Source organism: Arcanobacterium ihumii, assembly GCF_900604515.1.
Taxonomy (GTDB): domain Bacteria; phylum Actinomycetota; class Actinomycetes; order Actinomycetales; family Actinomycetaceae; genus Arcanobacterium_A; species Arcanobacterium_A ihumii.
In genome coordinates, this window is sequence record NZ_UWOS01000003.1 from 158534 (window position 1) to 171964 (window position 13431).

Annotated in this window: 10 protein-coding genes; 1 reads left to right on the plus strand and 9 read right to left on the minus strand. The window is 44.9% G+C overall.

Going from position 1 to position 13431, the window contains the following annotated elements; translation table 11 throughout:
• Positions 1-41 precede the first annotated feature (41 nt).
• A complete protein-coding gene (locus tag EIH22_RS08065) occupies positions 42-464 on the plus strand; it encodes a PLD nuclease N-terminal domain-containing protein (RefSeq protein ID WP_124055299.1) in 423 nt (140 codons plus the stop codon).
• 68 nt (positions 465-532) lie between these two features.
• Here EIH22_RS08065 and EIH22_RS08070 read toward each other — a convergent pair whose 3' ends face one another.
• The 9 genes from EIH22_RS08070 to EIH22_RS08110 form a co-directional block, all read right to left on the minus strand.
• Positions 533-1207: a histidine phosphatase family protein gene (locus EIH22_RS08070; RefSeq protein ID WP_124055300.1), complete on the minus strand. Its 675-nt coding sequence runs from the start codon at positions 1205-1207 to the stop codon at positions 533-535.
• 74 nt (positions 1208-1281) lie between these two features.
• Positions 1282-1764, minus strand: a complete 483-nt coding sequence (locus EIH22_RS08075; RefSeq protein ID WP_124055301.1) for a MarR family winged helix-turn-helix transcriptional regulator — start codon at positions 1762-1764, stop codon at positions 1282-1284.
• A 74-nt stretch (positions 1765-1838) separates the two neighbouring features.
• Positions 1839-2756 (minus strand): class C sortase, encoded by a 918-nt coding sequence (locus tag EIH22_RS08080; protein WP_124055302.1) that lies wholly within the window; start codon positions 2754-2756, stop codon positions 1839-1841.
• Positions 2757-8609: a DUF5979 domain-containing protein gene (locus EIH22_RS08085; RefSeq protein WP_124055303.1), complete on the minus strand. Its 5853-nt coding sequence runs from the start codon at positions 8607-8609 to the stop codon at positions 2757-2759.
• The gene (locus EIH22_RS08090) at positions 8593-9909 is read right to left on the minus strand and encodes an isopeptide-forming domain-containing fimbrial protein (protein WP_124055304.1); all 1317 of its coding nucleotides are present in this window, start codon (positions 9907-9909) and stop codon (positions 8593-8595) included. Before EIH22_RS08090 ends, EIH22_RS08085 begins: the two co-directional genes overlap by 17 nt.
• A complete protein-coding gene (locus EIH22_RS08095; protein WP_124055305.1) occupies positions 9839-10774 on the minus strand; it encodes a class C sortase in 936 nt (311 codons plus the stop codon). The genes EIH22_RS08090 and EIH22_RS08095 overlap by 71 nt, the downstream gene beginning before the upstream one ends.
• Positions 10775-10802: 28 nt before the next feature.
• Positions 10803-12314: a SpaH/EbpB family LPXTG-anchored major pilin gene (locus tag EIH22_RS08100; protein WP_124055306.1), complete on the minus strand. Its 1512-nt coding sequence runs from the start codon at positions 12312-12314 to the stop codon at positions 10803-10805.
• Positions 12315-12919: 605 nt separating this feature from the next.
• Positions 12920-13018 carry a 30S ribosomal protein bS22 gene (locus EIH22_RS08105; RefSeq protein ID WP_005504750.1) on the minus strand — a complete coding sequence of 33 codons (99 nt, stop codon included), beginning with the start codon at positions 13016-13018 and terminating at the stop codon, positions 12920-12922.
• Positions 13019-13089: 71 nt separating this feature from the next.
• A complete protein-coding gene (locus EIH22_RS08110) occupies positions 13090-13305 on the minus strand; it encodes a helix-turn-helix domain-containing protein (RefSeq protein ID WP_124055307.1) in 216 nt (71 codons plus the stop codon).
• Positions 13306-13431 lie beyond the last annotated feature (126 nt).

The window sequence follows — 13431 nt, forward strand, 5'->3', positions numbered from 1 at the left end:
GGCATCCAACATGATTTCCCTTGATGATTTAGGATAGTAACGTGGCTCGAATATTCATTGCTCTAGTTATTATAGCTCTCACAATCTATTCCTTTATTGATTGTGCAAAGACACCCAAGGATGCTACGCCTGCGCGTATTTCACGCTCGATGTGGTTAGTCTTGATTGCAATAGTTCCATTACTCGGTCCTATACTCTGGTTGTCCTTTAAGTACCAGCATATTTTCAAGGATCCTTCGCCACTCCAGCCAAGGGACACGGGCTTTTCCGGACGCACCCGATCCTCACGTGGGAAGACGTCGTCTGGTCCGGTAGCCCCCGACGACGATCCAGACTTCCTGGCTCGCCTTGAGGCACAAAACCGTCGTCGGGCTTTCGAGCAGAAGCGTGCTGAGGACGGTCAACTTCCCGAGCGTCCTAAGAAAAACGAAGACGATGATAAACCACGCGGTCTCTACGAGTAACTATTAGCGCAATAACAGAAAGCCCCCACGGCTCATTTACCGTGGGGGCTTTCTGTAAGTAGAACCACCTATTTATTCGACTTTTTAGTTTCTGCTTCCGATGTTCCTGGAACCATGTCACAAGCTTGGCTCATTAGCTCCGCAACCGGCTCCCAGTATTTCCACGAAATTAGTTGCTTGCCAAGGAAAGTCAGCGAGGTAACTGATGCTAGGGAGCACTCACGTTTACGCGGATCATGAGCGAACGGCTTCTTTTCAAGGAAGCGACGCATCGTCCAGATAGGAAGCTGATGTGATACCAAAACAGCTTCACCGCCGTAAGCAATATCGATAGTTTCGGAAATAACTCCGGACATTCGCTCCACAATCTCCGTATATGGTTCACCCCACGAAGGCTTGCATGGATTTGAATACCAGGACCAAAACTTTGGGTGAGCTAGGATCAGTCGATTATTGTTTACCGCAACTCCCTCGAAAAAATTATCTGCTTCGATGAGCCGAGCATCGTGAATAACGGGAAGACCAAAAGCCTGAGCTGTTGGTGTACCTGTTTCAATAGCACGCTCCAATGGAGACGTTACAACTAGGCGAACGTCATGGCCACGAAAGAAGGTATCTCCTATCCCACGAGCCATATTGTGGCCAAGTTCAGTAAGATGAAAGCCGGGTTTCCGACCGTATAAAATACCTTCTGGGTTGTCTACTTCGCCGTGTCGAACAAGATGAACAGTTGTTAGTTCCATATCTCCAGCTTGCCATAAAATTCGTCTATTATGCGGGTGAGAAGCATCTTCGATGCTAAGCTTAAAGCTTCAATCTAGTCTTCTTCGGTTTCCTTGTGTTCGACGATAAACTTTGAGTTAATGCGTCCCAACTCCACAAGCTCTTCCTTCGATATCAGATCGATGAAATGACGGCGCACCGATTCTACGTGCGATGGCGCAGATTTCTGAAGCTTCTTAAACCCAGCTTTTGTGAGCTTGCAGTTAATTCCACGTCGATCATCAGCACAACGGAATCGCTCAACGTAGCCTTCGCTCTCGAGGCGACGAACCGTATGGGTAAGTCGCGAGCGCGAGTGGACTAGGTTTTCCGCGAGGTGCGACATTCGCAAAACATGCCCCTCAGCCTCACTTAGATGTACGAGAACCTCATATTCATTCAATGCAAGACCGTTATCATCTTCCATATCCTTATTAATGAGGTCAAGCAGAGTCGCCGTTCCGCGCAAAAATGCCCGCCATGACATCTGTTCGTCGTCATCTAGCCAACGAGGCTCGTCACATGCTGTCGTCTTCATCGGTATTCTCAACTCCAATAATCATTGAAAATTCCACTATTTATAGAATTTTCATCCAATCTGGTGATTGATACTTACGGCATGCTTTCCTTCTTCGGAGCGGCTAACAACGGCTCTGAACTGCTATTATCGCGCTTTTTCCGACGCAATGCGCGGATCAACAAAAATAATAATACAAGACATACCAAGATGATATCTAGGATCATCCACCAACTCAGACTCGGCGTCCATCCACTTTCACTTGATCCACTGTCTGCAGGAACCCTAATCGCTTCGACCAACAGGCGATCTGTATTAATCCCATACGGAGTACAAGTGACCAAAACCACCTTATCTTTATCAGTCTCATAGGTAATTGCTCGATAGTCATCAGGACCAACCACTTTACGAGACTTAACCTTATAATGCAGAGTTTCATCGAGAATATCGATATAGACGTCGGCGCCTTCTTTAATGAAAACAAGATTATCGAACATGGAGGCATTGACCATACCCGTATGGGCAGAAATAACCGACGTGGTTCCTAATCCACCTACTGGAAGATCTGAACCAAACATATGCCCTGCTCCACGGTACAAAACTTCTGACGACGTTGTATGAAATACAGGTAAATCGATTTTACTTTGAGGAATTCTGATACGCGCCATAACATCTGCGGTCTGTGGCACCTGCAGAGTATTCATGTATCTTTCATAACCCGGATCGCTTGAAACCGGAGGACGTGCATGATGCCCTTCTTTCGCAAGCTGCTCATTGTATAATCGCGCCTCTGTCCAATATTTCTGCAACTGCGACTTTGGCCTGATGTTATCTACAGCTCGAGAGTACATCTGTGCTTGTTGCACGATCTGGTAATCGTTATAGAGAGTCGCTACAACCGGATATAGAAGAATCAACAAACCAATAAGAATCCAGGTAAACCCAGTTTTACGTTGATTTTGATTCTTTCTTTTTCGATCACTCAAAGCATCAGCATCCACTACTGCAAACACCTATAGGTCTGAAGTTGTAGCTGAATCATCATCGTCGTCATCACGGTTCTTCCACAAACCATAAACAACCACCCCAACACCGGTTAAGATCACAACTACCAGTGAAATAGCTCCAGCTTGCGGCAACGACATCCACACTCTTTGTGCACCAAAACTATCAGAATCAGAAACCGGCAAACCGTTTGCAAAAGCCGAAACAGTAACCGCACCTTTAACATCAACGAGTGATTGCTGAGGTTCGTCCAATTGAACAGTAAACGTACATGTTAGCGCCTCGTTCGGCTGCATCGTATAGCCGTTGGCATTATCGATACCACAGAACATCGGATCAATCGTACCGTCAGAGCCGACGACAAGCGTTTGCCCGTCTTTCGTAATTGTCCTTCCCGCTAAGGATGGATCCTTTAAAGAGAAAGTATCAACTGGCAGTCCACCATTATTTGTCAAAGCATAATGCACCACCATTGACGTCGCATAAGGATTCAATACAACGCTGTCTCCTGCAGGAAGCAAAGCGCCGTCAATCGTTTTTTCGATATCAATTGCGGGATACCGGTTAGCAAGGGTTAACGACCAATATGATCCGGACTGCGACAAATCATTTGGGTCTGTAACCGGCGCGACGGTGAATTGAGAATAGTGCTTTGCTGGCTCCGTATCAGTAGCAGGAGTATTCGTAGCCACGGCATCGACTATTCCATCCCCTTGTGCATCAACTCCAAGTTGAGGGGCAACAGAAGCCGTTTGTGATATCTCATTAATGATACAAACACGGTTAACTGGAACACCCTTAATGGTAAATGACTCTCCCGCCTTAATTGTGTGCGTTATTCCATCAGCCAAGCAGTCAGAACCAAATGTAAACGAGGACCCATCGGCAACTGCTCCATAAGATGTCTTTGTAACGGACACGTCTACTGTATCTTGCAGATATACAGCTTGAGCGCCAACAGTCATTGCTACATCGGAAGTCGTAGTTAAATCGGGAGCGATTGTAAATGATCGCGAATACGACTTCATATCCGTCGTGACCGAATTTGGCGCTATATCACGCCAGTTTTGAGTTGGGTTCGAGGCATCTGGTCCCGTGGCTGTCCATGTTCCAAATCGCATGAACGGAGAACGACTTCCTGCTGTGACTTCAAGTTGGGCGCTAGGGGCAAGTGAAGCACTTCCTCCATAGTTAATAGAGCAATCACTACCAGCCGGCAACTGCAAGACCTCTCCAGAACCTGGAGCTCCTTGACTGGCCACCGAGGAAACCACCAAAGCGTTATTAAACAAGACCGTATTTGTTATTGAAGTCTTTGCCGGATCATTACAAGTCACTGTGTAGGTATATCCTAGGCCAGATGAATCTTTGATGGCTCCTTCAATATATCCCGCGTGCATCGTAGAAACCCTAACAGGAACCATCCTGCGCGTATAGTGATTGACGAAATCCCACGACTGCGTAGCCGTAGTATTCTCAACTCGCTTGGTAATAGTTTGCTGGTCCACTTTCCATTCAAGCTGGCTTGGAGTTCCCACCGGAGCGCTCTCTTTAACTGTGCAAAGAGATCCGGCAGGTACCATTGCTTGATCAGAGACAAAAGAATTCGTCTGTTTTCCTGGGGTGTCCGAAGTAGAGATGCTAAGTTGCGAGTAATTCAATAGCGTTGGAAGCGTGGCACCGGGTTGTCCCATTGATGATGAGGAATAACCCACTGCTTGGCACTGGTACGAGAACTCAAATTGCTGGTTCTCGGACAATAAAGCCAGATCTTCGATTGAGCCTTCAACAGCCTTACTCATTTTCACAGGAGTCATGATGTATTCGTAGGTATTTTCAATATCTACAATATTCGAAATCGATCCATCAGAACCGTTATCGAGTGTATTGAAATAATTTGACTCAGTAACATCATTAGGAAAAGTTGTATCAATTACAGCAGTACCATCATTTTTATCAACAACCCACTTAACCTGTTTAGGTTTTAAGTAAGCTTGCAACTGGGTTCCATCTGGATTAGTAAGATTAAGATTTAGTGGGCCAAAATGGTCACCCGCGATATGGCAATCTACGCCAACTGGAATCGAATCAAATTGGTATGTTCCTTCACCAGTAATCGTGCCATTAAAGGTTCCTAACAATGCACCCGCAGAGCCATCCCCTGTTTCCGGATCGTGACAATCCATAGAAAATTGGTGAGTATGGAGTGGAATCTCGACGCCACTTGCCGAATACTGGTCACGAATTGAACCCGGAAGAACAGCGCGTTTATTCAACACAACCGGAGCCAAGCGACGCGAATAAGTATTTGTAATAACTGCCGAATTGGAATCTTTTTGAACGGTAAAGTTCGCCGTCACATCACTAACTGACCCGTTATTAACGGATATCTGTTGCTTGACGTCAATCCCAGTCGCGGTTGTTGTTGCACCTTCAGAAATTGAGCAGGTAGATCCTACAGGTAGTTCACCAAGGTTAATTGCAGGTTTCGTGGAAACAATTGTTCCAGATGCAGTGAATTCTGTAACGCCGTCTGGATATAGACACTCAAGGGAAACTGAGAATTCACGATTCCGTTTTATTTCTTTCCTCGCATCAGAAATATATTGTTGAGTTGCAGGATCAAACGCAACCACTTTCGAAGCGGAAATTGAACTTGAAACGTATGCATAGTAGAAGTTCATCTCGACGACGGTTGCACTACCAATTTTAATTGACGAGGCATTTATCTGCGCCAAATTTCCGTACATCAGGTTTAGTTCAGGATCCGTTTGGGTGGCTGCAACATGCATGCCAACGCTTCGAGATATTGGGTAGGTATTACCACTGGTTGCTTGCCGCGTGCCTGGATCGGCAGAAGGCTCAACAACCGTGCAAGAACTCCCTTCTGGAATTTGTGAAGCAGGAATTGTTACAGAAGGAGTTGTTTTACTTAACGAGACCGTGGAATATCGAGGTTCAAGAACCAGCGGTGTTCCATTTGAATCTTTACAAGCAACATTTAAATTAACCGGAAGAGCTAGATTATTCCACGATACTACGCGACTTTGAATTGTTAAACCATTTCCTGCAGCAGTGAACGTATTGGTAATCGTCTTCGCAGTATTAGGTGCAGAAACAGTAAACTTCTGCGCTTCGACATCCGAACTCCACAAAACCCCCGAAGTTGATATCTGTGGCACATCTTCGCTAAAAGTACAGGTATTGGCATATGGTACTCCCATGTATCCACTTTGGTCATTAACCTTAGGATCGAGCACCGAGTCCGTAACCTGAGCCTTTAGTTTAAGAGTCTGTCCTTCTGAGATCGCCACATTTCCTACCAGGGGAACAGAAGAAGTACTACCATCCGAATTCACTACTGTTCGTGTTCCGCAATCAAAATTAATAGAGAAGGACGTAGGCAAACTGACGGTTATTCCGTTTTTATTCACAATCTTGGAGAGATCAACCGTACCGAGCTTGTAATCATAGGTATTCGTAACTAATACACGGTTTTGGCTACTATCGAGAGCCGCTGAGACCTTCATTATAGGTTGTGTTTTAGCATCATCGTTAGTCTTCACAACGGTAACATCATTAGCATCGGTAAACGCCAACTTTGTTCCAGTCAATATGGTATTTGGATTTTCCGGAACAGCATCTTCATAAATAAGGCAGCTAGCGTCAACCGGTACCCCTTTTATAAGTGAAGGGTTACTTGTATCAGTTGTTATGTTGAGCGAACCGGCAAGAGAATACTGCCCGCTTGATCCCCAGGTGCATTTATACTGAACAGGAAATGTTTTCCCAATTAAATCGTTTGAACCTGCTGCTGGTCCCGCATACTGCTTGATAACTTTAACATCGCGAAGTTGGTATGCGTAAGTTGCGTCAATGTGCATCGCGCTAGCAGTGGGAGTTCCACCTTGCGGATAGTCAGCCAATTTAAAAGAATATGATCCATCAGAGTTTTTAGTCACCGAAGTTCCGTCAATGGTTACAGTGCGCCCCACAAACGTGTACTTTTTCGATTCCGCACTTGATAAACCTGTCAGGGGTGTTAGTTGACACTCATGCTCCACAGGTATATCCGTAATGTTCACTGACCCAGAATAGACCGTGCCACTAGGATTTATGTCAAAACCAATTGTTTTATTTTGTACGGTGGTTCCCACACACGTCAATGAAAAATCGTAGTGGCGTGGGTAGGCAAACTCAGATACTGGATCACCCAAAAGGCTCTTACTCAAAGACAGGCTACCTGCTCGGTACGTATAGTTATTATTAGCACTCACATCTGAGGTGGTAGCCAGCGTGGTATTGAGGTTAGGCAACGTGGCAGTATCTTGAGTTCCGCCTTTCCACGTTAAATTTAAATTGATTCCGGGAGGTGTAGCCTGAATTCCACTAGGAAACGTTTCGCTCATTTTACACGATGTTCCAAATGGAAGATTGGTGATGCTTTTCGATTCTCCAGCCTTAACAGTCGCTTTCCCACTCAGAGGAATCGAAGGATATGCTTGTGCAAAACTATCATTGCTGCACACATAATTGAGTTCAAATGTACGTCCCGAGATCTCATTAAAACTAGCAGCATTACCGTCAAGGGTTTTTCGTAGATTTAATACCGACGGTTGGAATCGACTCTTCCAATCCACCGAGCAATCAAGTGGTTCATCGTTGATATTAACTGCCCTTAAAATTGACCTATGCGTTGCGGAGTCATAAGTTAAATCGTACCCAGACGGAAACGGTTTGCCTTCCTCAATTGTTACAGGAGCATTGTTTCCAGCATTACACGTCCACACGGGATTATACCGATCATGCGCGTATTGAGCATCAGCACCCGAAGCAGTTGATGTAAATACTTGGGTGTCTTGTGGGGTAAGTGTACTGGAATACGGACGATTATAGACACTAAAAGTGCCATCGTTCGTCTTGGGGATAAGAGTATCCGTTGTACCAACACGACTAAACATTTGATGGTCAAAACTTGTAGCTTGGCCCGTCTCAGCCATTTCATACGAAGTGTCAGCGGTTGCTTTTCCTGCCACGCGACCAATAGAAATTGCAAGTGCAAACCCGTTCCAAGCACCAACACCTGCATATTTTTCGATTTGAAACTGTGTAGGAGAATCTATAGTCGCAACCGCGATACCTTTGATAGTTTCAGAAGTTCTATAACCCTGGCAGTAAAAGTCTCGATTTGAATAGCGCGTATAATTACAAGGATCCGCAAATCCTGGTTGCACTACTTTATTCAAGGTAGTTTTATTCGTGGTTGTGTCATTATCTGTGATTGACCATGACTCTGTACCTGGAGAAATCTCCGCATCGAGCACGTTCAGCTTGAAGTAAGATAATTGCTTCCCTGATGAGTCCGTTAGTTTAATGTTCGAAAAATTAAAATAATAATTTGTTGGCCAATGCGATGTCTTCACGATTGGACTCTGCGCATCTCCTGAGTATGGTATGAAAGTTCGGTAACCGTTTGTTTGTCCAAAAGATGCAGTGCTATCCCACTGAGATGAAACCGCTGTCACACTCGGCGAACCAAGCCCTGAAGTAGTCCAGCTCAAATCAAACTGTAAAGTCATATCGCCAATTTTGCGAGTATATGTTTTTGTTTGGTTCGGTGCAGAAATCAAACCCGTAAAATCGATAAAACAAAAACTGTTTGCTTCATCAATCGCTGCGCCGTTACCGATACGCATAGCACAGTCACCGAGATCGTAAGTTATCGCGGCAGCAGCTTCAGCCTTTTCGTTATTTGGACTCCACGGAGATACGGGTAATAACAGAACGATGACGAATACGAAACTTAAAAAGGTCGCCCAAGCTTTCACTCTCAGCGATTGAATTTTATTGCGTTTTAGCATTTCCGTCACCTCTTTCTTCTGTCGTTTCCTCATTGACAATTTGTAATTCCCTATCAGATTGAATGCGCTGCGCCTCATTATCACGTTTTCTTCGAGCCACAATGAAAAAGAGCGCTCCAATCGCCACGAGTATTGCTGCACACATAAGTATTTCTTTTATGTATGCTCCGGTTTTAGCCAAGATTACAGAAATGGCCGACGACGTGCACCCAGTGGGCGGGCACACACAACCTTCCTCTGGGCACTGTGGTGATGTAACCACTGGTTGTGAGACCACTGAAATATTCGCCACATCTGTAGCAGTACCTGCTGCTCCCACGACATTGGCAGTGTCCGCCCAACCATCTGGGAACAGCTGAGCAGTATTTTTAATTATTTGCTCATCTGAAACATTGCTATCCACTATCGATTGCAATTTAATATGCACTGCAGTTTGTGGGGCGGATAAACGCATTCGAGCGAGCTTCGCTAAGCCTTGGTTAGTTAACTTGATCGTCACGGTATTCAAATTCGGATCAAATACCACAATGTAGTCTATGTTTTCCGTTAATGTTTCCGAAGAATTTCCATCTGAAATTACAACGCTAGAAACGCCTTGATATTTGAGCGCAGAATCAAGTTTGCTCGTAACTATATAAGTATGCAGGCTACCGTTCACATCCGGAGCCGGAACATTTGCCTGGATATCCCATTGCACTGGTTCACCTGGAGTGACTCGAGAACTTGGATACGGCGTAATTTTGATCGATAACGGCTGATTTTTCGCGTACACTCTTAGGGATTTGTTTCCATCGTCGCGAGTAATAGCCATGTCAGGCACTTCGATAAGAAATGGGCTGATAACCGTATAAGCAACATCTCCAACACGCGACGGAATTTCCCTCACTAAATATGTAGCGTCGGGTAACCGCGAAAACAGTGCATCACCTTGGGAATTTGACACTGCTTTTATGGGCGTTCCCAGCTGATACCCATGAAGGTACGGATTCGTTTTCATCTCTGCTACGAGCGCATCATGATCCGAAGCACGTGAATCTAATACCGGGATAGCTTCAAAAGAAATCCCTTCCAATGGAGTGCCAGGCGTGTCCCCTTCACCAAGCGTTTTATGGATTGAAACGTCAGTTCCACCATCCGCAAACGATAATGTGGCCGGAAAAGCAACAAAGAGAAACGCAAATAAAAAACAGCTAAAAGCAAAGGCAATAACTCGTATTGAGCCTGCTCTGTTATACATTTTCCGCCTCCTTCTTTCTAACCACATTTTCTTCTTCAGTGTCTCGATCTTTTTTCTTTCCAAACATCCACCACAAAATGTAGAGCAAGGTCAAAATTGAGATGGTTAAGGCCGCGATCATCCATGGCTGCCAAGGACTTGAATAGACTTGCTCAATCGGTCCTTTAGGCAGTTCAACTCGCTCTCCACGAACCAATAGCCTGTGACTATTGATTCCATAAGGCGTACAAGTCACGAGTGTAATCAAATCTCGGCCATTTTCTGGACGAACATTTTGGATGTCGTTTGGGAGCACTTTTTTGATCTGATCTACTTTATATGCGTGCTGTTCCCCTAAGATTTCCACAATGAAAATCTCACCCTCTTTTATATGGGTCAGATTATCAAACATCGTGAGCGTTGCAAGGCCAGTATGACCGGTAAGCACGGAGTGAGTTCCTGCACCGCCGACTGGCAACGCTGTTCCATAGAGATGACCGATACCGTGAGCAAGTGTAGCTTGAGACGTTCCGTGGTAAATCGGTAAATCAATCCCCACCGAAGGAACCTTTAACCGACCCATCACCGATTCAACATTAAGCTGCGCCAAATATTTTTTATACGCATCCGTACTAGTGTCTATTCCATTTACCCAAGGATCAGGAGAGCCTACAGGAGGAAGTTGAGCGTTATACGCTTTAGCTTCCTCCATAAGAGCAGTTTTTTGCTCTGGCAACATCTTTTTGACGTTTTCCGAATAGCGTTGGGAAATTTGGTTTTGCTCTACATTTTTTACGTGTGTGATGACAACCGGTGAAAGAAGAACCAGAACTCCGAGTAGCAAGTAAATAACAGATCTCGGGTTACGACGACGGTTACCCACCTTCGTCTTTGTTCTTGTTTTCTTGTCCACCAACATCACCAGATTAAGGAGATGTGGTTGGGGCACCACGTGTACGCCCCAACCACACAATTAACTACGCAGTGGCAGTTTTATTATCACGACGGCTCGTGTAGAAACCACGCGCAAGTAGGGCAAGACCGATCAAGAAAATAATGACGATCCCGAAAGCACCTGTTGCTGGTAGTTGACCGAATAATGAGTTCTTCACATTATCTACACTAAGCGAATAGGTGTGCGTAGCGGCATCCCACGTCTTAATAGGAAGAACTTCTGGGTTTCGAACAAATCCAGTTGGAGCTTTGGTCTCCAAAGCACAGAATTGATTCACAACTGGAGCACCATCTGAACCAGCAGAGCTGTATGGAAGACCGTAACCGGTGATGGTGGAATCAGTTGCATTGTCTGCAGTTCCACCAGCGGTTATCAATGTGGCATTCGTGGTCTGAGGATCCTGCGCTGTTGTGGTTGCAACATTCGAGACAACAAGTGGCGATCCTTGAAGGTCATACTTCCCATCAGAATTTGCATCAGAACACCGGTAGATTTCAAACGTTGCTCCGTTGAGCTGATCCTTGGTAACACCTGAGGCTGTACTTGTCTTGGTGATCTTGAGATTAGCCAGAATAGTTGCAGTTGCACCTGTTTGAACAGAACCGGAGTTTGGAAGCTCAACAGTAGCAGTGTTCTTTACAGTTGCATCAGCAGTCGGAACACTTAAAACCTTAGCCTCAAAGACAACTTGGACAGCAAGCGTTGAGTCGCTAACGCGAGCGGTCTGGAGCTTTTGCAAACCCATGGCGGAGAAATTTACACGAAGGGTGTTGGCATCGTAAGTAAGAGCATAATCCGCTACAGGATCTAGTGTCACAGGACTGGTACCTGTTACCGTCACCTTTGCTGCGGGGGAATTCTGCAACGCTAACTCAGAAATGAGTTGATCAACTACGTTGAATCGATCAAGTGTTCCTGCAGGCACAGGAGCTTTAATTGTGTAGGTAAGGTTCTTACCCACGGTAGCCACCGAATCGTTCACCGTTTTGGTTGGTGTAACATTTTGGTTCTTAGGATAAACGTTAAGATCATACGTCCACGTACCGTTTGCCGGATCAGAATACGGAAGAGTTACGTAAAAAGGTGGAGCAACTGTATAACCAGTTTTCTGGAGTTCTGTTACACGATACATTGCAACTTTAAAGTTGGTGTTGGTTGCCGTAGAAATCGTCGCTTTACCACCAGCTGTAGTTACTGTATCGATGTTTGTATAGGTAACGGCAGGGTCATTACCTTTGTCCGCATCCGTCAGCAGTGATGCCGTAGTCCAACCAGCTTGGGTTGAAAGATCAACCTCATTTACTTTCTCAATCTTAAATTGAGCACCGTCAAGAGGTTTTGCCCCATTCGTAGGAGCAGTCGGAACAGTGTTCGGTGCCGTAGTTTGGGGATCACCTTCGTACTTATTTATGGTGAGAGAGACGTTATGGTTTACATCCACAACATCAGCGGCAGTCGCCACCTGGATACCAGCCATCGAAAAAGTCACAATAAACGCAACAGCGCCAGCAACCCTTTTCTTTAATGTTTTCATTTTAGTTTCCTTCACGTGGAATTATTTTGTTCCCTAAGACGATGCCTAAGCAGAGTGACACCGGCAAACAAAATGCTGTTCGGAAGCATTGAAGCCTAAAAACTCCAATTAACTACGTTTGTAATTTCGTCTTCACTATACAGTCATGATAACTAGGGCGCTATACGAATTGGGCTTGTTTTTCACTATATTTACACCAAGAATATTTTAGACAGGTATCCAAAGCGCCCCTCCAAATCGGCATATCTGCATATTTTTCCAAAAGGCATCTATCAACAATATATTCATGAACACAAACTTCTCGAGCGTCATATCCATGCTTTAATATATATTTACAGGATGTTTAATTTTTTATTATGCATTTTCCTAAAAATGACATAAAGACTATGTAACCAAAAGGTAAAATCAACATTTAAATTTACAACTAAAAACTAATATTTTTTCACCGTTTAACTTTTCATGAAGTTTTCAATAATCTTCATGTTTTTCGTGTCACATTTCAAATCTAATGACTCGTCAGTCTTCCTAATCTGCAGACGAAATACAAACAAGTGGGGACTCCCATTTTTGAGAGTCGCCACTTGTTTAAAACGCTTATTCGAAGGTCACTTTTTGTTACGACGCTGGTGACGAGTCTTGCGAAGCAATTTACGATGCTTCTTTTTCGACATGCGCTTACGACGCTTCTTGATGACGGAACCCACTGGCTACCTCCGGAAGTAATGATGTGAACGGAAAATCCGCTTCGTTTAACAAATAAATAATACCCTAAAGCCTACGCTCCGGAAACTTCACGGCGCTCGTCCTCAGCGCCACCAGCCAATAGCTGATCGAGAGCGGAACGAGGTACGCGATAAGAGCTACCAACACGCACGGCAGGCAGTTCGCCAGCATGAACCATGCGATACACAGTCATCCGAGAAACTCGCGTAATCTCGGCAACTTCAGCCACAGTAAAAAACTGCGGAGCAGAAGGAGGAAACTGAGCCATCCTATTCCGTCCTACCAAGTAAACCAGAGGAATTCTCTAGCAATCCGATGCGTGAAAAGAGCCCCGTGCCAAAAACCGTGGTGTGTTCCACAGCAAATCTCAAAATAAATCTCAGATTCAATTTCA

Coding starts and splice junctions, on each gene's coding strand:
- EIH22_RS08075 (WP_124055301.1), bottom strand. CDS start 1,764: ATGAAGACGACAGCATGTGACGAGCCTCGTTGGCTAGATGACGACGAA.
- EIH22_RS08070 (WP_124055300.1), bottom strand. CDS start 1,207: ATGGAACTAACAACTGTTCATCTTGTTCGACACGGCGAAGTAGACAAC.
- EIH22_RS08100 (WP_124055306.1), bottom strand. CDS start 12,314: ATGAAAACATTAAAGAAAAGGGTTGCTGGCGCTGTTGCGTTTATTGTG.
- EIH22_RS08085 (WP_124055303.1), bottom strand. CDS start 8,609: ATGCTAAAACGCAATAAAATTCAATCGCTGAGAGTGAAAGCTTGGGCG.
- EIH22_RS08110 (WP_124055307.1), bottom strand. CDS start 13,305: ATGGCTCAGTTTCCTCCTTCTGCTCCGCAGTTTTTTACTGTGGCTGAA.